Raw genomic sequence first — 23,109 nt, forward strand, 5'->3', positions numbered from 1 at the left:
CTACCCGCCTGACCAAAGCTCTCAGAGATCTGATCTCCGGTGAAGGCGGAATCCATGCACCTGGTTTCATAGTCAGACAGAATCGGGCAATCAAGGCGGCATCAAGTTTATCTGTCTTGGTGCGCAGAAGTTCGCTCTGCGCAAATCCTTTGATTCTGGCAGGGTTGACAATGCTGACCATGTGGCCGGCCTCATGAAGATAGATCGCCAGATCCTCTCCATAGTTGCCCGTGGCTTCCATGCAGGCGTGGACCTCTTGAATTCCCTGTTTCTCAAGCCAGAGCCTCAACGTCTCAAAACCTTCCGCCGAATTCTTGCAGGTTTTATGTTTTGTCTTCCCCTCTACAAGAAGTGCGGCATCGAACTTCTGTTTCGCAATATCTATCCCAAGAACCGCTACTGACATAGAAATACCTCCCTCAAAAAATATCACTCTCGATAAAAAAGCTTCGTTCTAATCAACCTTGCAAGTGCAAACTCATTCCCATCAGGGAAGGTTTATGATACCGTACGAGTTATGAACAAAGCAGTGGGAGGAGGATCTACTCTACAAATCATGCTCTCTGGCATCAGGTGTTATACAGATTCACTCCTCCCATTTTACCCCGGTGCCCCAGGGTAGTTTACAACATTTGGTTTATAAGAACACAAGGTGTTCTGCGTAAGAAGCGCATGTTTTTTTGACAAGCATTACGGGTTGAACTCTGCTACAAAAAATCCTCGGCCTGCGTTACCGGCTACAATAAAATGAATTGTGCCAGACTCTTGCTGTTCATGAAAAGTGTGCTCAAAGCCGTTTCATGCCGGTAAATTTTATATGGGGAAAATGAATGGTGATATTCGGCGAAAGCTTTGGGATGCCGCTAATTGCAAGCTGTCCCTTCCGTTAGGACAGGGTAAAATGTGTGCTACATCCACTTATCACATGCGCTGGATTTGTCTTTGGACGTCTTCTGCAATTCAGCATAGCGGAAGCAACCAACGATGTGATCATTTACCATACCAACTGCCTGCATGAAAGAATAGCAAATGGTGGACCCAAAGAAGGTGAAACCGCGTTTCTTCAGGCCTTTGCTTATCGTGTCCGACAGTTCGGTTCTTGCGGGCAATTCTTCTAACGATCGCCAAGCATTCTGTATGGGTTGATAATCGACATACCGCCAGATGAAAGCATCGAAAGAGCTGAACTCATCCGTAATTTCCAGTATTCCTTGAGCATTTCTGATCGCAGATTCAATTTTCAGGCGATTGCGGATAATACCGCAGTCTGAAAGAAGCCGTTGAACATCCATCTCCGAATACGAAGCGATTTTCTGCGGATCAAATTCATGGAATGCCTTGCGATAGTTCTCTCTTTTCTTGAGGATTGTTAACCAACTCAGACCTGCTTGGGCGCCCTCCAGAATTAAAAACTCGAAGAGGAGACGATCGTCATGCAGAGGCATACCCCATTCGTTGTCGTGATACTTTATATACAGCGGATCATTGCCGCACCATTCACATCTGTTTGTCATGTGTTTTGGGCCTTATCTCTAACGAAAAGTTCATTCTCTAAATCCTACATGCAGGAATTATCAGTTAAGATTTGCCTGAATAATTTTTTGTTTTTTATAGCAGGGTTTCAGGGTTAAGGTACTTACAATTTACTTTTTTTGTTTATCTCTAATTTTTGAACTGTTTGACCGTTCGGATTGCCTCACGGACAAGGAGTTTCGTCGAGTAGAGACCTTCGACGTCATCTTTAACCCCTAACTTTTCCCGTTTGTAGGCAAATGTTTCGTCTCTTTGTCCCGAAACGACAGCGGCGCCATAAAGAGCCCCGGCGGCATGGCAGGAAGGAACAATCATTTCATGTACCAAAAAACCGCCGTGAAGACTTGCCAAGGTCATTTCAATTCCTAGGTTGCGGCACCATCCCACAGCTAATGCTACCCCGATTTTTCCTTTGAGTGAGAGGTGGCCGTTTTTACCGAAAGTGAAACATCGAGTCCGATCAATGAAACAGGCCATGGTCCCTGAAAGCCTTGAGAAGTAAACTGGGGAGGCAAGGATCAAAATATCGCAGTCCCTCACTTTCTCCAGGATCGGGTTTGCATCGTCTTCTATTGAGCACAGTTTTTCGGGAGTCTGCTTCGTCATGCACCAGTTGCATTGCCTGCAGTCTGCAATTGTTAAACCTGTCAGAGCAACTGATTCCGTTTTAATCCCCTCCACCTTTTCCGCTTCCTGAAGCGCATAATCAAGAACCCAAGCTGTATTACCCTTATTGATCGGGCTGGAGTGAATACCGAGCACTTTAATCATATAACTTCTCCATTTCATTTTTTATGATAAAGGGACTGATAATAAAAGACAAAAGGAAGGAGCCGTCTATAGTTGCCGCTGTCTCCTATGCCTGATATTTAATTGTGTAGAGATGCATAGCGTACTCGTAGTGTCAGCCTCAATCACAAATTACTATTTAAAATGTTGGATGATCAAAGAATCTACGGGTAAATTAATCTCAGGAAGTTTAGTCGCACCTGACGTCGCTACCCGATTGCCACATAAGTCCCTCGTTTCGCTCTCTTTATCTTACCCAGCTTTGCCACTCGGGATGTAATGGTTATGACTTGCCTCGCTGTAAGTCCAGCTTTTTCCATCAATTCAGATAACGTAATCCCTTCTGGGCTGTCCTGAATGAGGGCAATGACCGTATTTGTAAAGTTTCCTTTACCTTGTTTCTCGATGGTTTTTTCTTTAGCGGCTTTGATAACTTTTTGCGGCGCCGGGATTTCTACTTTTGCCAACTTCTTGACCATTATCCTTTCAGCGGGAAGAGCTGTTGCCGCTTTCGGTTCCTCTTTTACTTTCCCGGAAAATTCTGACAGCATTTGTTGAAGTTTGTCGAAATAGGTTTTGATAAATTCCTCTGAACCTTCCAGCTCAATTTCCTTTGTAGCTGGATTGAAATAGATGCGTGACATTCTCTTCATAGGGGACTCCTTCATTGATAGGGGACCATTTATGGGATGAAAAGAGGGCTTTCAACATTGATGGACTCGTTAAAAGCCCTCATAATACTATTTTGCCACTGTATCTTTGAGTTTCTTTCCGGCAACAAACTTCGGAACCTTCTTGGCCTTGATCTTTAAAGCTTTGCCAGTTTGAGGGTTTCTTCCTATGCGGGCAGCTCTCTTAATTACTGAGAAAGTACCAAAACCAATAAGGGTAACCTTGTCTCCCTTATGTAGAGATGCTGCAATTGAATCCAGAACACAGTTGACCGCATCTTCCGCTACCTTTTTTTTGCCGACAACCTTCGTAACCTCACCAACCAGATCTCCTTTGTTCATCGATTTTCCCTCCCTATGTTTATTATTACTGCCGACCGCAATACCCATTGTTACAGCCTTATTGCCTGATATTCGTTGTGATTATACCATATTTATAGTGAAAACAACATTATTGATAATGGTTCAAATGCTTTGTTTTTTTAAGAATAGCGGTTTGCATCGGCGCGAGCTGGCCCCTGACGCCGGATTTATATATAGCCCTTGTTTCTTGTCGCTTACAAAACTACCAACCAATCACCCCTGACTAATCAGTTATTCCCTCCGTTACATATAGAAATTGTTAAGTAAATTAAACTTAACGGAGGTGCTACATGGAAAAAACTGAGATTGAAAAAAGGCAATTGACCAAGGACGAAATCCGCAACGGCAAGGTCTCAAGGCAGGAATTCTGTAAACTGTTGACCAACAGAAGCCGAATTCAAGAATTTTGGCTTGCAGTGAAGCGGAAAACTTCAGTTTGGGATAGGTAACTACACGACGGAGCTCATCATAGATATCGTCGGTCGTGTAGTTGAGAATATGCTGCTGTTCCAAGAAGCGCAACACCGCTTCAGGTTTTCCATCCCACCCAAAGGCGGATATGAATACATTGGCGTCGATAACTATTTTTGAGATCGTGCCCATTTCACCGCTTCCTCTACCGTTTCTGGCCCCAGTTTGGCCGTGCAGACCATGGCGGATGCCTCTCTGGTGATTTCATCCAGAGAATGCGGTTTGTAGAGCTTCTTGCGGAACAGATCGTCTATGACCTTTTTCAGTGCTTCCGGGGAGAACTGCGATAGTGCAGATACGAGCTGTGGGCGGTTCAATTCGATGGTTGGATTATTCGTTGCTGCACCTCAAAACTAAAATTTACGGATTACTGGCGTGACATATATCACGCCAACGATAAAAAGTTAAGACGATAATTTACCGGAAACACATGTCGAATGGTCAGATGTTCCACATGAACCCACGGCAAAATCAGGAAGGCAGAGCCGTCCGGCAGGATTTGGCTGACGAGGGGAACAATTGTGGAGCCAGTATCAGTCTTGAATATTCAGGGAGCTTGGTAATGAGAAGAAAAATGGTATTATGTCCCCGGGTTGACGCCGGCAGGTTATCGGTGGACTGATGTTTCGTTATGAGATATAAGCTGGCAACAGACCATAACTCTAACGAAGGAGAAAAAATTATGGAAGATGTCGTTATCGTATCAGCTTGCAGAACGGCGATAGGGGGTTTCGGGGGTTCGCTGCGCGATTTCGGTTGCGCCGCGCTCGGCAGCGTCGTGATGAAAGAGGCGGTAAAAAGGGCGGGAATCGATGCCGCTCAAATAGACGATGTCCGTTTCGGCTGCTGCATGGAACCGGTTGACGCGCTGAACGTCACCCGCGTCTCCGCGCTGATGGCGGGAATCCCGGAGACGGTAACGGCAGTTACGGTAAACAGGGTTTGCATTTCCGGGATGGAGGCGACTGTTTCCGGGATGGCGATGATCCAGGCTGGCATGGCCGATATCATTCTTGCCGGCGGGATGGAGCACATGTCGGGCGGCCCTTATGTGATACCGAATGCGCGCTGGGGATGCCGTCTGCAGGATCAGACCCTTGTCGATTCCGTTATTCACGGCCTTTATGCTGGTTCTCATTTGCTTCCTGGTCCAGAAAACGGGCCGATCAAGGAAGGGCCGATAGTCGATTTATTCCGCGGCAAGCCCTACATCATGGGGGTTACCGCGGAGCTTATCGCCCAAAAACACAATCTGAGCAGGGAAGAGATTGACGAAGTGGCGCTCCGGAGCCACAACAATGCGGAGAGGGCGACGAGGGAAGGCGACTTTCGCGAGGAGATTGTTCCGGTCGAGATTCTCCAGAAGAAGGGAAAGCCGCCGGTAATATTTGATAAAGATGAGCATTTTCGCCCGGGTCTGACGATGGCCGCGCTGGCCGCCCTGCCGCCCGCCTTCATTCCCAAAATCGGCAAGGTCACCGCGGGAAATTCGGCAGGGATCAACGACGGCGCCAGCGCGCTTTTGATCATGTCCGCCCGTAAGGCCGCAGAACTTGGTTTGCAACCACTTGCGCGGATCAAGGCAATCGGCCGCGGCGGCTGCCACCCCTCCGTGATGGGGCTTAGCCCCGTCCCGGCGGTAAAGAATCTGCTCGACCGTTCCGGATTGAAACTCGCAGATTTTGACTTGATCGAACTAAACGAGGCCTTTGCCGCCCAGTATCTTGGTTGTGAAAGGGAGCTCGGTTTGAACAGGGAAATCGCCAATGTCAACGGCTCTGGGGTCGCCCTTGGCCACCCCGTCGGTTCCACCGGCGCCCGACTCATCGTCACCCTGATCCACGCGCTGAGGAAAAGAGGCAAAACGCTGGGGCTCGCCACCCTCTGCGGCGGGGGCGGGGTTTCGATGGCGACCGCGATAGAGATAATCTAACATTGGCGACCATGAATAGCATTAATTATCCCCGCATCGTCATCAAGAAGGGTCGGGAGGTTCCCCTTCTGCACGGCCACCCGTGGATTTTTTCCGGCGCCCTGGCGAAAGCGGACAAGGGGATAGCGCCGGGGGAGGTCGTGCTGGCGACAACCAATGCCGGTCAGCCGCTTGCCCTCGGTTTCTTCAATTATGGCGATATTGCCTTTCGCGTTTTGACGGAAGATGTTTCGACAATTATTGATAAAAATTTCTGGCGGCAAAGGATTCTGGAGGCCCTGGCCCTGCGGAGGAAAATTATCCCGCCGGATACCGATGCCTACCGGCTTGTAAATGCGGAAGGCGACAAAATGCCCGGCCTCGTTGTCGATCGCTACGGGGATTGCCTGGTTTTCAGCATCGGAACGGCGGGGATGGACAGATGGCGCGATACCCTGATTGAACTTCTTGCGGGAGAGACTGGCGTCAGGACGGTTTATGAACGCAGCGAGGGGCGTTCACGGAAGCTGGAAGGTCTGGCGGAGCGGATTGGCCCCGCAGTCGGCGGGACGTCGGAGGCACTGGAGATACTGGAAAATGGCCTTCATTTCGAGGTCGATATCCAGGCGGGGCAAAAGACAGGCTTTTTTCTCGATCAGCGGGTGAGTCGCGAACTGATTGGCCGACTCAGCAGGGGCGCCTCCGTTCTCAACTGCTTTTCTTACACCGGGGCTTTTTCGATCTACGCTGTACGTGGCGGGGCCAAACGTGTGGTCTCAGTCGAGGCTTCGGCAACGGCAAACGAGATTGCCGCAAGAAACTTCCGCCGCAATGGTTTAAATTCCGAATTGCACCCGATTTTGACCGCCGACTGCTTCGAATTCCTCCGTCAGACAACTGATTCCTATGACGTCATAATCCTCGATCCTCCGGCCTTTGCCAAGTCCCGCAAAGACTTGAACCGGGCCGCGCACGGCTATAAGGAGATCAACATGCAGGCGGCAAGACGTCTTGCCGAAGGCGGGCTGCTGGCAACGTTCTCCTGTTCGAACCATATTGATGAGGAGCTCTTCGGCAAGATCGTTCTCGGAGCGGTGCGCGATGCGGGGAAAACGGCGCAGCTTCTCTGTCAAACAAGCGCCGGCCCCGACCACCCCGTGAACCTCGCCCACGCGGAGGGGCGCTACCTGAAAGGACTGCTCCTTTGTTTGACAACTTAGAAAAAACTAAGGCGTTTTCAGGTTTTCCGCAAGCCGGTCGTGGATGAGCTGGGCGGCGATTTTGTTTCCTGAGGAGCCCGCCATGACCGATACGGCGGTTGTCCCTTTTTCTACATAATCGACGTTTATCCGTATTTTTTCATCCATCAGCAGGGCCGTGAAATTTCCCTGGGAAATTTTTCGGATCCGTTCGATATCGGTTGCCTTTAAGCCCGCAAGGGTTTTTTCGCAGGCGGCCCAGACGGTTTCAAATTGAGAGTGGTAAGTGGTCCGCAGATAGCCGTCTTCGTAAAGAAATGAACCGGAGCGGATTCCCACTGTTTTTGAACCCACTGTCAGTGCTGTATCGCAGCCGAAAAGTAAGGGCAAAGCGGCGACAGCAATAAATAGGCCTGATAATTTCTTTTTCATGATAATTTCCTCCCGTCTTGCTTGATTCCGTATTCTCTCCGCAATTATTTTACGTCAGTGCTATTAAAATCGCAACTGCTAACGCAGTGAGGCTGAAGCTGCTTAGGCTGAAGGCAAACGGCGGGAAGAGGGCTTTTTACAGCTATGCCGAAAGCGTTCATAAGTAGAAAGCCTGCAATACGGCCCAAAGGAGCGTAACCACTGTCAAAAGAATGCTTGCCGTTCCGATCGTCCGGATGAAGGCCGTCTCCCGTCTTTGTTCGTCGTAGCCGACAAGAAAGGCGATGGCGATGCCCGAGACGATGCCGCCGCCATGAGCCCAGTTGTTGATCCCGGGGAGAAAAAGTCCGAAGAGGACAAGGCCGACGATCCAGCCCATTGCCTGACGATAGATGGCCTCTCCATAGACGCCGCCGCGGCTCTTGCCGTAATAAACAATGGCGCCGATCAGACCAGTGATGGCGGCGGAGGCTCCGAGGGTGAAGGGCACCCCGGCCAGCCAGGATAAAAAGAACCCCGCAACCCCGGTCCAGACGTAGAGAATCGCAAAACGGTTCAGCCCGAAGGCGTCGATGACGAAGGGGGCAAGCTGCCGGAGAGCCATCATGTTAAAGAGGATATGAAGAAGTCCCCCGTGGAGGTATGACGCGGATAATAATGTCCACCAGCGTCCATAGCCGATCGGAAAGGTTCCGGTGGCCCCGAGCAGAAAGACGCTCTTTTCCGAGGGAGACAGAAAGGTCATCGGATTAATCGCCAGGCCCAGCGCGCTCAGATCGATCAGCAACGACAAGAGATAAAAAACGGAATTTACAATAATAATAGCCAGGACCGGGTCGAAACCGCCCAGCAATGTCCTGCCGGCGAAGGCCTTTTTCCAGAACGCGCCGGGATTGGCATAGCCGCAGTAGGGGCAGGCAGGCTCATCTTTGCTGATCAGCCTCCGGCAATTCGGGCAGAGCATTGATTTTTTTTCGCTCATCCTTGATATCCTTACAGAAACCTCATAATCATCGGAATGGCTAAAAAGGTCCCGATCGAGGTGGTCAAATTTACAATGGCAACCAAAAGCAGCAGCCTGGTAATCCTGTTGTGGAAGAATCCCCGGACGGAGACAATGTCGTCCGGCAGCGCGAGAAAATCCTTAACCTGCGGCTTGCGAAACGTTGCTTCCACCAATCCCGCTACCCAGCCGGCAGCGATCAGCGGGTGGAGGGTTGTTATCGGGGCGGCAAGCGCCGAGGCGGCAATCGTCAGCGGGTGGGCCAGCATGACAAGGGCGCCCAAGCCGGCGAAAAAGGCGGTGATGGCTGACCACCAGCCGATCATTTTCAAGCTGGCGGCAGAGCCGGAATAGAAGAAGCCGGCAACGAAGATTCCCACAATGGCCAGCGAAAAAATCCAGCCGGCATATTTCCCCCAGACGCCCTTGTCCGGTACTTTATTCAACAATTCCAGATCGATCTCTTCTCCGAGATGCCTTGTTATCCCCGGTACGTGGCCGGCGCCGACAACCGCGACGATCCGGGCGCCCGGGGCATGGCTTATGGTGTGAGCCAGGTAGAGATCCCGCTCATCGATCAGGATTTCCTTGAGACGGGGGAGTTTTTCCCCGATTGTCTTGAGTGCGTATTCAAGCACGTCCTGCTGTTTGAGCTTTTCAATCTCCTCTTCGGTGATCTCTTCGTCGGAGAAAAAAGAGAGGATGAGATCGGGAATGAATTTCATTTTATTGCAGAATCCCATCATGCGCCAGGCGCGCAGCAGTGTAATCCGAATCTCCCGATCGGCAAGGATCAGTTCGGCGCCGTTTGTCTCCGCCCGGTCGATAGCCTTGAGCATCTCCGCGCCGGGGGTTATATGGAATTTCTGGGCGATTTTTTTTTGCATCGAGGCCATGATGAGCTGGGAAAGCAGGGCGCCGGAACGCTTCTCCCGAATGACCTTCAGAATGTCGGTATCCTGCCATTTGCTCCGCTGCCGGATCGCGTCGTAGCGGGGTTTGCAAAGCTCAACGCAGACGGTATCCGGCTTTTCCAGATCGATTGTCTGCTCAACCAGCTCAATGCTGTCGCGTGAAACGTGGGCCGTGCCGACAAGGATGATCTCCCGGTCTGCGAGTTTTATGTGACTGACATTTTGATGTTCCAAAGGGTTCGTATCTCCTTTTTTGTGGCCGCTCTTTAGCAATATTTATGTAGGTTGTAAAGGGAAAGCGTAGATTAATGTTCATAAATGGTTTACGGTTGACGGTTTCCGGTTATCAGTTACCAGTTACCAGTTACCAGTTACCGGTTTATGGTTGACAGTTTACGGTTGACAAAACATGATGAACTCGTCAAAAGTCAATTTTCCCCTCCCCTTGCGGGAGGGGATGAAGGGGATGGGGAAAGAACAGACGGAAATACAGTAACTTATCACCCCCACCCTAACCCTCCCCCATCAAGGGGGAGGGAAGTTGAGACTTTTGACGAGAGCATCAAACATAACTTCTTAGGTTGAATAAGAACCGGTAACCGTCAACCGTCAACCGGAAACTGTGAACCGGAAACTGTGAACCGGAAACTGTGAACCGGAAACCGTCAACCGTCAACCGTCAACCGTCAACCGTTCAGGGGGTGGATGTGAAGATTGGAGAAATAATCAGCGTAAAAATAGACGATGTCGCCTTTGGGGGCGACGGTGTTGCCCGGGTTGCTGATTTTGTTTACTTTGTTCCTTTTGCCGTCGATGGCGACGAAGTCGAAATCGAGATTACGGAGCTCAGAAAGCGCTTCGGAAAGGGGAGGATTGTCCGGATACTGAAACCATCTCCGCACCGTTTTGTCCCGCCCTGTTCCTATTATGGCCGCTGTGGCGGCTGCGCCATGCAGCACATAGAGTACCCGTATCAACTGGAACTGAAAAGACGGCAGATCGAGGAGGCGCTGAAAAGAACCGCCGGTATTTCCCTTCCGCCGGTGGCCCCGGTTATGCAGTCTCCTCAACATTGGGGCTGGCGGGGAAAGGTCGAATTTCACCTCTCCAGCGGCAGCCGGGAAACAAGGCGCCTGGGGCTTATGGCGGCAAAGAGTAATCAGATTGTTGAAGTCGCTGGATGCCTCATTGCGGATGAATCCATCAACCTCAAGCTCAATGCGTTAAAAACGGGGATAAAAAACGGCTCTGTTGTCGCGCCGCGCGAACGACAGGTCATCTGGGCGGACGAACCAGAAGAACCGCCGACCGCTGTTTTTGTCGGAGCCGGAAAACCTCCGGACATTTTAAGGGTTGTGGCGGGAAAGCAAATAACGGTTCCCGGCCGGGGTTTCTTTCAGGCCAATATCTTTCTTGTGGAACGGCTTGTTGAACAGGTAGTGGAAATGGCTTCACTTTCCGGCAGTGAAACCGTAATTGATCTCTACGGTGGTGTCGGCCTGTTTTCACTTTTTCTCGGGGGGAAAGTCGGCAGCCTTTTCTGCGTAGAAGGCGATGAAGAGGCTGTCCGCTGCGCGCGGATAAATTTAAAGCGAGCGGGGCTTGCGGAGGCAAAATGTTATCACGGGGATGCCGCCGCTATTTTGAACAGGGAATTTGTTGCACCCGGGCGACGGGCCGATGTCATTATCCTCGATCCACCCCGCGATGGCTGCGGCGAGGGGGTAATAGAAGCCCTGTCATCCCTGCAGCCGCAGCGCATTGTCTATGTTTCCTGCAATCCAGCGACGCAGGCTCGGGATGTCAAGCGCTTGGCGAGCAGTGGCTATTGCCTGGAAATTGTCCAGCCTTTGGACATGTTTCCCCAGACTGCGCATATTGAGGCCGTCGCGCTTTTGACCAGAGACGGTGCTTGAAGGCAAGGGTTATTTTAAACCGAGCAGTTCGTAAATGAAAAGTTCTCCGAGGGTGCTGCCGAGATCGCATTTGCCCGTTTCCTGGACGTCCAGGATGGGCGATACTACCGCCCTTGATGTTTTTTCACTGATCAGAATGCTGTTTGGCCGCGATTTGGTCAGATCCTGCAGGCGAAAGACGGCATTCACCGAATCCCCAATGACGGTGTAATCCATTTTTTTGTCAAAGCCAATGTTGCCGACGACCGCCTCTCCCGTGTGGACACTGATTCCCATCGCAAGTGGATACCCGATCTCACTTATAAGAGAGTCGCTGATGGAGAGGAATCTATTTTTCATTTCCAGGGCCGCCCGGACGGCGTTTTCAGCATCCTGTCCGCTGGAGATCGGGGCCCCGAAAAGGGCCAAAAAGCCGTCGCCCAGGTATTTGTCAACGATTCCGCTGTGGCTGAAGATGATTTCGCCCATTTCTGCAAAGAAACGGTTTAAAATAGCCACCGTTCGCTGTGGCCCCAGCTTTCGGGAAAGATTAGAGAAATTACGGATGTCGATGTTCAAAAGGGTGATTGTCTTTAACTCTTCCGGAAGCGGTTTGCCTTCTTTTGCGTTATGGATAATTTGATCAACGATTTCGTGAGGAACAAACCTTTGAAAAATCTTTCGAATTTCCCTTTCATGCTCGGCCATCGAGAGGGTCTCGCGATAAAGCTGCGAATTTTCCAGGGCGATGCTGACCGAGGTTGCGATCGACTGTAGCAGATGCAGGTCATTATCGTTGAAATCGCCATCTATCTTGTTGATGGTCTCGATTACCCCCAGTACCCGTCCCCGGGAGATAAGGGGGACGCAGAGCGCGGAGCGGGTCTGAAAACCGGCCTGCAGATCGAAGTCGGGGTTAAAATGTCGGGATTTCTGCGCGTCGGGAACGATAATCGCTTCGCCGCGCGCCGCCGAATAACCGGCTATCCCCTGGCCGAAGGGTATATGAATTGAGAGAAGCAGCCCCATGTCGATTGCGGGATCGACATGGAAGGCGATTTTTGATGACAGTGCATTTCCTTCCAGGAGCATGAGAAAGCCCGCTTCTACATTGACGATTGTCTGAATCATCTCTATTGTATGCTTGAGGACTTCCTGCTGGTCGAAGGTGGACGCGGCAAGAATGCCACCTATCTGCTGGATGGAATCCATTTCCTGATGCCGTTTGTAAAGCGCAGAGTAAATACGGTTCTTTTCGACGGCAATGGAGAGAAGCGACGCGATATCGCCAATCTCTTTTTCATACTTGTTGATACCGCCCGAAGCAAGAGAGCCGAAAACGGTTATCCCAATTACCCTTCCCCCGATTTTCAAAGGCGCCAGCACCGCTTCTTTTACGAAATGATTGTTGAAAATGTTCTGATCGAGTGGATGTTTCAGCTCCATGGCGTCTTTTATCGACAGGATATTTCCCTGTTTCAGGGGCACTTCTATCGACGAGCCGATAAAATCGTATCGCGATTCGGCAAGAAGTCCGGTCGGAACCGTGGTGGTAATGTCCAAAACCGTTGCCTGTTCGGTATTTTCTTTAGGTATTTCGAATATTACCGCGATATCAAAGGGGATGTCTTTCTGGATTCGGTTCAAAATGGCATGAAGCAGTTCCCCATTGCGCAAACTGGAGCCGAGAATCACTAAAGTGTCTGCGTAAGTCTCCAATTGCTGAAGACTGTTGTGGTAATCCTTTCTGAGATGGAGATTATCATGGGTGATGGCGGCATTGCTGATAAGAGGGGTCAGGACTTCGACATCATCGGCGGTAAAAGGGATGTTTTCCGCCCGCCGGGAGAGGGTAAGGACTCCAAAGACCTCCTGCATGCCCTTTAACGGCATGCAGAGAAAGGATTTTGTCGCGTACTGCGGTCGGTTTTCCCTGCCAAAACGCTTGTCTTTCTCAATATCGTCAACGAGCAATGGGGACTTGTTGATAACGGCGTATTTGGCAATGCTTGTCGAAAAGTCCACTCGGTCCCCTATATGGACAATCTCTTCCATGCCGTAACTGGCGCGCACGACAAGGGTTTCGCGTTCTTTTCCTTCCAGCATAAGAATGGAACCGATGTCGGCTTTTGTCAGTTTCATTGCCATTTCGAGTGTAATCGAAAAAAGATCATTACTATCAAACGTGATGTAGCAGAGATCAGAGAGTTCTTTGAGCGTGGAGAGTTGCGCCGTCCTTTTTTCCATGACTCCAAAACTGTTTTTCAGTTCGTTATTGACAACCTGGAATGAATCGAGGATTCCACTCAATTCGTCTTTAAAAGCAGTGTGGTCAAGGCCATCGAGTCCCTTGGTCAAATCGCCCGCCTGGTGGTAAATGCCGCTGATGCGATCGAAGACGCGACGGATAAGAACGTATCCGATGAGCAACGATATTAACAACAGAATAACGAAAGGCGGCAGGAAATTGTCCCTGATAAGGTCATATTTCAGCCCGAAGTATAACAGGCCCAGAAAAGGGGTAAAAAAGAAGAAGGAGAAGATAAGGGTGAGGCGGTAGCGAAGATTTTTATTTTCAAGTGATAGGGAAGGTATTTTTTCCATGATGCTCATCGTTTAACTTATCCGGTAAATTCGAGAGAAGATCTAAAACTAAACGCGCCAACCGTTCGAACCACAAAATACTTGGTCCAAGCCTTTTTTACAGTAGCAAATATTGAAGGAAAGTAACATAGAAAAAAAGTGTCTGCAACAAAATATCGGAATCCGGGTCTGCGACAAATTTATTGGTAGAGCAGTTTTACACCCCTCTTTAGCAAAGAGGGGTTGGGGGATATTTGATGGAGAATAAATATCCTCTTGCTTTTATTACGAATCCCCCCTGCCCCCCTTTGCCAAAGGGGGGATAAGTTTCTGCAAGAATATGATACCCATAAATTTGTCGCACACCCGCAGAACCCCTTCAGGAGAGAACAAAAAGCAGGGAAATCATGAATTTTACGGTTCCCTTTCGGCATCCGCTCTTGACAAGAGGCACTGCTCTGGGGGAAGAAGATGCATTGAAATGAATGCAACCTGGAGGATAAAAACCATGATCGACAGCCACGCGCATCTGGAGATGGATGAATTCAATGAAGACCGGGATGAGGTTGTGGAGAGAGCCAGAGCTGCCGGCCTTGTCGCGGTGATTGTGGTGGGAACGAGCGTTCCTGACAGCGCCAAGGCGATGGAAATGACCGGTATTTATGATCTTGTTTATGCGTCGGTCGGGGTTCATCCCCATGAGGTGAAAGACATTGACGCAATGACCTATGACTCCCTGCGGGTGCTTGCCCGGAGGGATAAGGTTGTGGCCATCGGGGAGATCGGACTTGATTTTTACTACAACCACTCTCCTAAGGAACTGCAATTCCAGCACTTTGCCGAGCAGCTTGACTTGGCGATTGATCTTGAGCTTCCGGTTATTATTCACGATCGGGAGGCTCATGCGGAGACACTTGAATTTCTCGGGCATAGAAAGGGGCGGCTGCGCGGGGTGCTGCACTGCTTCTCCGGAGACCGGGGAATGGCGAAAAAGTGTATAGACCTGGGATTTTATCTTTCTATTGCCGGCCCCGTTACCTATAAAAAATCTGAAGAACTGCGGGAAGTTGCAAGGTATATGCCTGCGGATGCGCTCCTGGTAGAGACGGACTCCCCGTATCTCGCCCCGGAGTCCTTCAGAGGAAAGCGCAATGAGCCCGCCTGGGTAGTCGAGACAGCAAGGCGGGTTGCGGAAATCAGGGGTCTTACGGCAGAGGAACTGGAGGCGGCAACGGAGCTGAATACCCGACGACTATTTGGCTTTTGAAAGAAAACATGGTTGCCATGAATTTTTTTGGAGGAGCCCGCCATCTTGAGGCGGTCGGGGTGATTTTAATGCATTGCAGAATCCAGAAGGATTTGTTTGGGAGATTTCACTTTATAATCGCCTTTGGGAAGGTTTTGCAATTCTCCCAAGGTGGTAACGCCTGTAAGAAAAAGTCGCAGTCCTTCTTCAAATATCAGATTAATGCCATGTCTGTCCCTCGCCGTCAGAGCTATGGTATCTGCTGACCCCTGTTTGCGATATATTAAGTCCCTTATCTCCTGAGTGACGGTGATAAGTTCAAAGACCGGTTGACGACCATGATATCCTGTTTTGCGGCAATGCTCGCACCCTCGGCCCCTCCTCAGGTTAAATTGGTGAGGATCTTTAAGTATTTCATCGGCAATTTCCTTATCGATTCCGATATCCATGAGCTCTATTTTGGTAGGGATATACTCTTCCGAACACCTGTTGCATATTTTTCTGACAAGGCGTTGATTTATGGCAGAAGAAAGGACGGCGGAAACAAGAAAGTGCTCTACGCCGATATCGATTAATCGCATAATCGAACCCGCCGCATTTTCAGTATGGAGGGTTGTAAATACACGATGTCCGGTAAGTGCGGCCTGTACGGCTATTTCAGCAGTTTCGAGATCTCTTACTTCACCAATAAGGATAATATCCGGATCCTGCCTCATCATCGCTCTCAGGGCACGGGTATATGTATAGCCAGCCTGTGGCATCAGGGAACTCTGGTTAACATAATCCGGCGCCTGATGCTCCACCGGATCCTCAATGGTTATTATGTTTAAATCGGCGCTGTTTATCTCATTTATTATTGCATTCAAGGTAGTTGTTTTACCGCTTCCGGTTGGGCCGGTGACAATGTTTATTCCACTCGGTCTCCTTACGCAGCGCCGGAACTGCACCTCCATGCGGGGGGACAGTTTAAGATCTTTGATACGTCCAATATAGACATCCGTGTCTTTATCGAAAAGCCTCATGACAACCTTTTCTCCGAAGAGCGTCGGCATAGTTGAAACCCTGCAATCGACTGTATGGCCGACGATTTTGGTTGAGAATGCACCGTCCTGAGGCAGCCGCTTCTCATCAATCTTCATTGATGATGAGTTTTCACTGGCCATGATCTTTATTCTGGATACGGCGGCAGTATGATACGCGGAAGGATATGTTGAAGCTACCTCCAGAACGCCGTCAATCCTCATCCTGACGTGCACTTCATTTCTGTGAGGCTCGACGTGTATGTCGCTTGCTCCGTATGAGACAGCCTTTTCTAAGATTTTATTAACAAGTGAGACCGTGTCTTCCTTTTCGAGAATGTAACGCTCTATCTTAAAGTCTGTTTTAATTGCATATAATTTACCGAGTCCTCCCAAAATCGCTGCGCTGGTAGCGAGTACAGGGGTCACATGGAATTCGGTTATTGCCTCTACATCTTTAATGGCTTCTTCCAGGAAAGGGTCTGCCATGGCGAGCGAAAGTTCTTTTGTGTCCTCGTCAACTATTTGGAAAAGAGGAAGTACCTTATACTTTTGACACACATCAAGAGGAAGCATCCTCGACAATGACTTATCTATCATTTGATAGTCGTTTTCGGCTATATTTAAAAATTCTATCCCCAGGTACTCGCTTAAGGTCTCAAGCAAGAGATTTTCGCTGACAAACTTAAGATGTAATAAGGTATCGCCCAACCGGAGAGAAAGTCCTTTCTGTCGCTTAAGCGCTTCTTCAAGTTGCGCGGTAGTGATGATCTGTTTTTCTATTAATATTTCGCCTAATTTTTTCTGGTTGCTCATTTCTGTTTTGACCCCATCATCTTTTCATATAGAGATTTTACGCCATCATTTCTTGTCGGTACAATATTGAGCTTTTGCTCCGCTTTTGTTATTCGGAATATCTTTTTGACCTGCTCGCTCGGCTTGGCGAATATAACAATACCGTTTTTCTCAGAAAGCTGTTTGTGTACTGCCATACACGAGCCAAGACCTGAACTGTCCATAAAATTGACATTACTCATATCCAGCATGAGATAACAGTATTTTTTTTCCACCAATCTTGAAACCTGGCTTCTAAATTCTTCTATATTGCTAGCCGATAAACTGCCCACCATATCAACAACCACAATGTCTCCACCCATTTCTGTGCTTATATTAAACTCCATCACATCCACCTCCACAATGGCCTGCTATTTAACTTTTCTGGTCGTTTTTATCTCTTCCTGTTTATCTCTTCCTGTATCGATTTCATGCCTTCGTCCCTATTGTTAGCAATACGAAACTTCTGGTCTGCGCGCGTTATGTGGAAGACCTTCTCGACGGCTTGGCTTAAATTGATGAAAACGAGAAGACCACCGCTGTTTTCCACCAATTTGTTACATGACATGCATACAGTAATGCCATAGCTATCGATTAGAGGGATGTTGCTCATGTCGATAAGAAGATAACGAAAATTATTATCAATCAGTTTGGAAATATTTGCATTTAACTCTTCACCCACACTTCGCACAAAGCGGCCTGAGAGATTTATTAAGACGACTTCACCTTCGGTTGTGATAGTATATTCCATCATCCTGATCCCTCCTATGGATAAGCAAATGTCTTTTCCAATGTGAAAATATTCTTTCCGTTTCGATATTCATACGCTGTGCGATCAACTAATTCTCTAATAAGTGCCAGGCCGAACCCTCCTTCCGGCAAATCGCTGGAAGAGTTCAGATCGGGAAATAACACAGGCGCAGTGGGGTCAAATTCAACGCCATCGGTCGTCATTTTGAAGATAATAGAGGTGGCCGCAACGACAATCTGTACGATTACCCTCTTGGTTCCTGAATGTTCGACGGCATTAGTCATTGCTTCTGTCACAGCCAGAGAGAAATCCATCGTCAGAGATTCTAATTCCGGTTTTGGAAATGCGCTTTGACAGATACCGGTAATTGCAGATCTTGCAATGTCGACATTGTCAAAGCTGGGTTCAAACTCAATTGTAAGCGTGCTGTTCTTAATTGCGATATTCAATACAATGCCCACAGGATAACGCGGTTACCGGGTTCAATCATTCCCTTTTGGGGCCAAGCTTTTCTTTACGGTGGCGAGATCATCAGCCGTATTTTTTTTGTACCAATAACATAATATTATTGACATTGCCAGCAAATTATGAAAGGCTGCAATTGTCTGATTGATGCCCAAAATGATTTGAAGTCACCACATAATTATCCTACCTTCTAAAATAGGACGTTGAGATGTCAAACGAAACAACCGGAGGTACGAATAAAAGCGATCTAATACTTGATGGGATCATGCGTCGCAAAGAGAAGGAAAGGATCGTCGATGTGGAGGAAAAGAAGGTCAAGGTCGTTATTTTTTCCCTGCACGGAGATTTCTATGCCTTTTACGGTGAACACATCAAGGAAATACTGCCGCTCCTGACCATTTATTATGTGCCCGGTTCGCCCGAGTTCATACCCGGGGTCATCAACGTCCGCGGTGAGATCGAGTCGGTTATCAACATCAACAGGTTTTTAGGCCTCCCTGATTCAGAAAACTCACCAACCAGCCGCATCGCCCTTACCGTTACAGACGGAATCCGTTCGGGGATACTCGTCGACTCCATTGAAGAGGTACTCGATATCCCTGCCAGTTTGGTCAATCCCCCCCTCGATACGTTGTCAAAATCCATCAAGGAATTCGTATCAGGGGAATTTACTCATAAGGGTAAGCTCGTAACTATCCTCGATATTGGAAAGATATTCGGGAAAATCAACCTATGAAAGGACAGGCCGTAAAGAGGATCCGTTGCCCGGAGGAGATCTCGATGCTGACCTTTACAGTGATGGGAGTCAGGATGGGGGTGGATGCGGACCAGATAGCTGAGGTGATGGAGGTAGATCGGGCAGAGGGGTACGGACTTGCAGTGTATCGTTTTCATGAGATGATCTCGTTTTGTGAAACGACAATACAGTATCACGCTCCGAAGGCAATCATGATTAAAGACAAGAAGGAGCCGTATATCGTATTGATAGACAATCCTGAAGATATTGCTTCCGTGAAAGTGCGGTCCATCCAGCCCATGCCGCCTCTGATTGCTATGAACAGTGGAATGCGCATGTTTTGGGGGGCCATTCCCGGAAATCATGGAATTATTCTGCTGGTTGATTTTCTCAGGCTGAGGGAAAGGCAAGGCGGAAGATTGCAACAGATGCTAAAGCCAATAAATATCAGGGAGGTGCGGGAATGAACGGAGAAAGGGGTGCCGGCCACAGGGGGTTCCGATGGATATTCATATTTATGGTGTTTGCAGTTTTGCTTTTTTCGCACAACGCGGGCGCTGAGTTCGGCGTCAGCAGCAACGAGGTCGTGCTGGGCATGTCCAATGCACTATCAGGCCCTGCGGCCGCCCTGGGAACAGGTGTAAAAAAGGGCGCCATGGTCTATTTCAACAAGATCAATGCATCCGGTGGCGTTAATGGCCGCCGGATCAAAGTGATCAGTTACGACGATGCTTATGAGCCAAAAAATACTGTTGCCAATACCCAGAAATTGATTTCCCAGGACAAGGTATTTGCCCTTTTCGGGTATGTGGGAACCCCCACTTCAACGTCCGTCATCCCTTTGATCAATAGAGAAAAAATTATCTTTTTTGGCCCCTTTACGGGCGCAGAGTTTCTCAGAAATCCGGTCAACAGATACATCTTCAATGTGCGCAGCAGTTATTTTGATGAAGCAGAAGCTCAAGTGGAATACCTGACTCGAAAGCAGGGCATAAAAAAAATTGGCATTTTCATTCAGAATGACGCCTACGGCCTGGCAGTTAAGGGGGGCATCATTAAGGCGCTTAAAAAACGGAACATGACTATTGCGGGCGAAGGTCTTTATGAGAGAAACACTGAAAATATAGACGCCGGTTTTGCTGAGATAAAAAAAGCGAATCCCGAGGCAGTCAGCATGGTCGGCACATACAAGGCCATGACGGCATTCATCAGGAAGGCAAAGTCCGAACAGTTCAATCCGGTCTTTCTGAACGTGTCCTTTGTAGGCACTGGGGCGCTTATAAAAGCGCTTGGGGCGGCAGGCGACGGAGTTCTCGTGACGCAGTCTGTGCCTTCGCCTTATGACACTTCGTTGCAGATAATTGGTAAGTATCAGGCGGACATGAAAGCCGCCGGTTATAATGAATTCGATTTTACCGACCTTGAAGGGTATATCGACGCCTTGGTATTCACGGAAATTTTGAAAAAAGCGGGCCAAAACCTGACGCGGGAATCATTCGCGAGGGCAGCGGAGAACCTGAACATCGATGCAAGCGGCGTGACGTTTGCGTATGCGCCGAACAATCATCAGGCTCTCAATAAAGTATATATGACTAAGATATCCGGCGGCAAGGCGGTACTGGTGAAATAATTGCTCAGAAGGATGGAAAAAATGAATACTCACAAGCTATTAAAATTCGATAAAATCGGCAAGAAATTTTTCATTTACAGCCTCATATTTATAGTGATCTTGTTCGCCGTTCTGACGGCGATCAACGTTCGCATCAGCAATTCGTCAATACGCGCCCAGATGGAGAAAAGAGGAAAGGGCATGGTTCATTACATGGCAAAGACGAGTGTCTTTTACTACACCAACTACGACCTCGGCGCTTTGGATGTTTTCGTCCAGGAGGCAATAAAGGACCCGGACCTGGTATATGCCGTCTTTTATGACGAAAACAAAAAGCCTCTGACCGTCACATCGAAGAAGCCTAACGATACGGCATCGTTGATGAACTATGAGCAGGCAATCGTTGATGCTTCCGGCAAAACTATAGGCCTTCTTGCCATTGGTTACAGCGCAAAGGCGATAGCGGCGATTGTGAATAGAAGTGTTTGGATAATGCTCGCCGCCATGACGATTGCCCTCATTTTGCTCAGTGTCGGCATAACCTTCTTTGTCCGCAACGTCATCACCCGTCCGCTTGGCAGAACGGTGGATCTTGCGAATAAATTGACGGAAGGAGACCTCACGGTGCAGATTGAGGACGCCGGTCAGGATGAAATAGGGCAGCTCATCTCATCCTTTAAAAATATGGTGGAAAAACTCAAGGTACTCATGTCCAAGGTTTCGACCGTCACTATGAGTGTTAATTCGTTGGCGAATAACATCGCGGTGTCCGTCGAGCAGCAGGCGACGGTCTCCAGCGAGCAGTCGGCCGCGGTGGCGGAGATCACCGCCACGATGGAGGAGCTATCCACCTCTTCCACGCAGATAGCCGAACACGCAAAATCGGTGGTGGATATTGCTACAATGACTTGGGAAAACACGAAAAAGGGTGCGACGGCAGTAGAGATAATCAGTATGAAGATGAATGAAATCCATACCGATAACGAGAACAGCATCCATGAAATAGTTGCCTTGGGAAGAAAGTCGCGGGAAATTTCCAAAGTCATGGAGATTATCAACACCATCGCCGACCAGACCAAACTCATTGCGTTTAACGCGGCGCTTGAGGCGTCGAGTGCCGGAGAGGCGGGAAAGCGTTTCGGTGTCGTTGCCGTTGAAATCCGGAGGCTCGCGGACAGCGTTATGGAATCCACCGGTGAGATCGAGTCTAAGATAAACGAGATACAGGAGGCTGTCAACCGCTTGGTAATTGCCTCTGAGAAAGGTTCTAAGGGAATTCAGGAAGGGATGAACCATTCGACTCAGACCGCATCAGCGCTTATGGACGTCGTGGATGCTGCACAGTCAACCCAGGAGGCGGCAAAACAGATATCCCTGTCCACCCAGCAGCAGAAAACGGCGAGCAGCCAGGTTGTTACGGCGTTGCGGGAGATCGTTTCTGGTTCTAACCAGAACTCCGATTCCATCCGTCAGATTAGCGAAATCAGCAGGGAACTAGCGCAGTTATCAGAAGATCTTAAGGGAATGGTGGCAACCTTCCGCGTTGGTTAAAGAATGCGCATTATCAGGTGATGCAGCAACGCGTTGTATGAATTTACGCTAAGCGGCAATACGAGGGATGAAATCTTAGGGAGATATCGGTATGGTACAGATTCGCGTATTGGTGGTCGATGATAGCGATCTTGCAAGAGAACTTATTACTGCTATTTTGTCCACCGACAATGAAATTGCCATAGTCGGCGAGGCGAAGAACGGCAAGGAGGCTGTGGAAAAGGGAAGGGAGCTGAAGCCGGATATTATCACCATGGATATCGAAATGCCTGTCATGAACGGGCTTGAGGCAATAGAGCAAATCATGGCCACAAACGCCCGCCCCATTCTTGTGGTCACGACGCGGGGAGACGCGAATACCGCCTATGCCGCCATATCCAAAGGGGCGCTGGATCTCGTGGTGAAGCCGGACGTGAATCTGGCAGAGGCACAGGAGTTCATACAGAAAATAAAACTACTGTCAAAGATCAAGGTCATCACGCACATAGGCGGGAAGCACGTCTTGAGAGAAAGGTCTGTCGAAAAGCTGCCGGTGTTTGCCGGGATGGCATCAGACAGAGTGGTTGCCATTGCCTCCTCCACGGGGGGGCCTGAAGCCCTTTCCATCATTTTATCGGCATTGCCGGAAACGTTTCCCTGCCCCCTCGTCATTGCCCAGCATAATTCGGACGGGTTCATCCCCGGGCTTGTGGAATGGCTGAAACGGGTCTCGAAGGTGAAGGTCAAGGTGGCGGAAGAAGGCGAAACGATCGTTCCGGGAACGGCATATGTGTCCCCCTCCGAAAGGCATATGGAAATCAGTATTCTGAAGAAAGTAGTCTTTGTAGAACGTCACCCGACTGATCTCTACCGCCCTTCCTGCGACCGGTTGTTGTCATCCGTTGCCCTGGCTTATAAGGCCAAGGGGATAGGAATCATACTGACCGGGATGGGAAGCGACGGTGTCGGGGGGATGAAGCAGATATGGGAATGGGGAGGAACGACCATCGCCCAGGATGAGAAGACTTGCATTGTCTTCGGCATGCCCAAGGTTGCTATCGAGAGCGGATGCATCGGTAAGATACTGCCGCTGGACGAAATTAGCAGAGAAATAATTTCACTCGTGGCAGGGAGTCCGCTTTAATAAAATATAG

Annotated in this window: 23 protein-coding genes; 9 read left to right on the forward strand and 14 right to left on the reverse strand. The window is 49.2% G+C overall.

What is annotated here, in order from left to right; all coding sequences use genetic code 11:
* The 6 genes from M0P74_14485 to M0P74_14510 all read right to left on the reverse strand — a co-directional run.
* Positions 1-406: transposase (locus tag M0P74_14485; protein ID MCK9364791.1), on the reverse strand; the 406-nt coding region annotated here is incomplete at its 3' end.
* 502 nt (positions 407-908) lie between these two features.
* The gene (locus M0P74_14490; GenBank protein MCK9364792.1) at positions 909-1,514 is read right to left on the reverse strand and encodes a DNA-3-methyladenine glycosylase I; all 606 of its coding nucleotides are present in this window, start codon (positions 1,512-1,514) and stop codon (positions 909-911) included.
* Positions 1,515-1,662: 148 nt separating this feature from the next.
* The gene (locus tag M0P74_14495) at positions 1,663-2,304 is read right to left on the reverse strand and encodes a flavodoxin family protein (protein ID MCK9364793.1); all 642 of its coding nucleotides are present in this window, start codon (positions 2,302-2,304) and stop codon (positions 1,663-1,665) included.
* A gap of 227 nt (positions 2,305-2,531) precedes the next feature.
* Positions 2,532-2,975, reverse strand: a complete 444-nt coding sequence (locus tag M0P74_14500) for a hypothetical protein (GenBank protein ID MCK9364794.1) — start codon at positions 2,973-2,975, stop codon at positions 2,532-2,534.
* A gap of 87 nt (positions 2,976-3,062) precedes the next feature.
* A complete protein-coding gene (locus tag M0P74_14505) occupies positions 3,063-3,335 on the reverse strand; it encodes an HU family DNA-binding protein (GenBank protein ID MCK9364795.1) in 273 nt (90 codons plus the stop codon).
* Positions 3,336-3,599: 264 nt separating this feature from the next.
* Entirely contained in the window at positions 3,600-3,959 is a 360-nt protein-coding gene (locus M0P74_14510; protein ID MCK9364796.1) for a putative toxin-antitoxin system toxin component, PIN family, read from the reverse strand.
* A 550-nt stretch (positions 3,960-4,509) separates the two neighbouring features.
* On the opposite strand from M0P74_14510, the gene M0P74_14515 reads away from it, so the two are divergent.
* Together M0P74_14515 and M0P74_14520 are read left to right on the forward strand one after the other, a co-directional pair.
* Positions 4,510-5,760: an acetyl-CoA C-acyltransferase gene (locus M0P74_14515; GenBank protein MCK9364797.1), complete on the forward strand. Its 1,251-nt coding sequence runs from the start codon at positions 4,510-4,512 to the stop codon at positions 5,758-5,760.
* Between the two features lie 11 nt (positions 5,761-5,771).
* Entirely contained in the window at positions 5,772-6,959 is a 1,188-nt protein-coding gene (locus tag M0P74_14520) for a class I SAM-dependent rRNA methyltransferase (protein MCK9364798.1), read from the forward strand.
* Between the two features lie 6 nt (positions 6,960-6,965).
* Here the strand turns inward: M0P74_14520 and M0P74_14525 are convergent, their stop codons facing one another.
* The 3 genes from M0P74_14525 to M0P74_14535 form a co-directional block, all read right to left on the reverse strand.
* Entirely contained in the window at positions 6,966-7,370 is a 405-nt protein-coding gene (locus tag M0P74_14525) for a DUF3568 domain-containing protein (GenBank protein ID MCK9364799.1), read from the reverse strand.
* A gap of 157 nt (positions 7,371-7,527) precedes the next feature.
* Positions 7,528-8,352, reverse strand: coding sequence for a rhomboid family intramembrane serine protease (locus tag M0P74_14530; GenBank protein MCK9364800.1), 825 nt, complete (start codon positions 8,350-8,352; stop codon positions 7,528-7,530).
* 11 nt (positions 8,353-8,363) lie between these two features.
* A complete protein-coding gene (locus M0P74_14535; protein ID MCK9364801.1) occupies positions 8,364-9,521 on the reverse strand; it encodes a TraB/GumN family protein in 1,158 nt (385 codons plus the stop codon).
* Between the two features lie 473 nt (positions 9,522-9,994).
* On the opposite strand from M0P74_14535, the gene M0P74_14540 reads away from it, so the two are divergent.
* The gene (locus M0P74_14540) at positions 9,995-11,203 is read left to right on the forward strand and encodes a class I SAM-dependent RNA methyltransferase (GenBank protein MCK9364802.1); all 1,209 of its coding nucleotides are present in this window, start codon (positions 9,995-9,997) and stop codon (positions 11,201-11,203) included.
* 9 nt (positions 11,204-11,212) lie between these two features.
* Here M0P74_14540 and M0P74_14545 read toward each other — a convergent pair whose 3' ends face one another.
* Positions 11,213-13,786, reverse strand: coding sequence for a GAF domain-containing protein (locus M0P74_14545; protein MCK9364803.1), 2,574 nt, complete (start codon positions 13,784-13,786; stop codon positions 11,213-11,215).
* Between the two features lie 460 nt (positions 13,787-14,246).
* On the opposite strand from M0P74_14545, the gene M0P74_14550 reads away from it, so the two are divergent.
* Complete coding sequence (locus M0P74_14550) at positions 14,247-15,032, forward strand: TatD family hydrolase (protein MCK9364804.1); 786 nt, start codon at positions 14,247-14,249, stop codon at positions 15,030-15,032.
* A 65-nt stretch (positions 15,033-15,097) separates the two neighbouring features.
* On the opposite strand, the gene M0P74_14555 is transcribed toward M0P74_14550, so the two are convergent.
* The 4 genes from M0P74_14555 to M0P74_14570 are packed head-to-tail and all read right to left on the reverse strand — an operon-like array spanning position 15,098 to position 18,064.
* The gene (locus M0P74_14555; protein ID MCK9364805.1) at positions 15,098-16,846 is read right to left on the reverse strand and encodes a GspE/PulE family protein; all 1,749 of its coding nucleotides are present in this window, start codon (positions 16,844-16,846) and stop codon (positions 15,098-15,100) included.
* Positions 16,843-17,226, reverse strand: a complete 384-nt coding sequence (locus M0P74_14560) for an STAS domain-containing protein (GenBank protein ID MCK9364806.1) — start codon at positions 17,224-17,226, stop codon at positions 16,843-16,845. Before M0P74_14560 ends, M0P74_14555 begins: the two co-directional genes overlap by 4 nt.
* A gap of 32 nt (positions 17,227-17,258) precedes the next feature.
* On the reverse strand, positions 17,259-17,618 hold the full coding sequence (locus M0P74_14565) for an STAS domain-containing protein (GenBank protein ID MCK9364807.1): 360 nt from the start codon (positions 17,616-17,618) through the stop codon (positions 17,259-17,261).
* A gap of 11 nt (positions 17,619-17,629) precedes the next feature.
* Positions 17,630-18,064 carry an ATP-binding protein gene (locus tag M0P74_14570; GenBank protein ID MCK9364808.1) on the reverse strand — a complete coding sequence of 145 codons (435 nt, stop codon included), beginning with the start codon at positions 18,062-18,064 and terminating at the stop codon, positions 17,630-17,632.
* Between the two features lie 224 nt (positions 18,065-18,288).
* Here M0P74_14570 and M0P74_14575 point away from each other — a divergent pair, with 224 nt between their 5' ends.
* From M0P74_14575 to cheB, 5 genes are all read left to right on the forward strand, one after another.
* Positions 18,289-18,816 (forward strand): chemotaxis protein CheW, encoded by a 528-nt coding sequence (locus tag M0P74_14575; protein ID MCK9364809.1) that lies wholly within the window; start codon positions 18,289-18,291, stop codon positions 18,814-18,816.
* 44 nt (positions 18,817-18,860) lie between these two features.
* Positions 18,861-19,283 (forward strand): hypothetical protein, encoded by a 423-nt coding sequence (locus tag M0P74_14580; protein ID MCK9364810.1) that lies wholly within the window; start codon positions 18,861-18,863, stop codon positions 19,281-19,283.
* On the forward strand, positions 19,280-20,446 hold the full coding sequence (locus M0P74_14585; protein ID MCK9364811.1) for an ABC transporter substrate-binding protein: 1,167 nt from the start codon (positions 19,280-19,282) through the stop codon (positions 20,444-20,446). The genes M0P74_14580 and M0P74_14585 overlap by 4 nt, the downstream gene beginning before the upstream one ends.
* A 21-nt stretch (positions 20,447-20,467) precedes the next feature.
* On the forward strand, positions 20,468-21,976 hold the full coding sequence (locus tag M0P74_14590) for a methyl-accepting chemotaxis protein (protein ID MCK9364812.1): 1,509 nt from the start codon (positions 20,468-20,470) through the stop codon (positions 21,974-21,976).
* A 91-nt stretch (positions 21,977-22,067) separates the two neighbouring features.
* Positions 22,068-23,099: a chemotaxis-specific protein-glutamate methyltransferase CheB gene (gene cheB, locus M0P74_14595; protein MCK9364813.1), complete on the forward strand. Its 1,032-nt coding sequence runs from the start codon at positions 22,068-22,070 to the stop codon at positions 23,097-23,099.
* Positions 23,100-23,109: the final 10 nt, after the last annotated feature.

Source organism: Syntrophales bacterium, from assembly GCA_023229765.1.
In the GTDB taxonomy this organism is placed as follows: Bacteria; Desulfobacterota; Syntrophia; order Syntrophales; family UBA5619; genus DYTH01.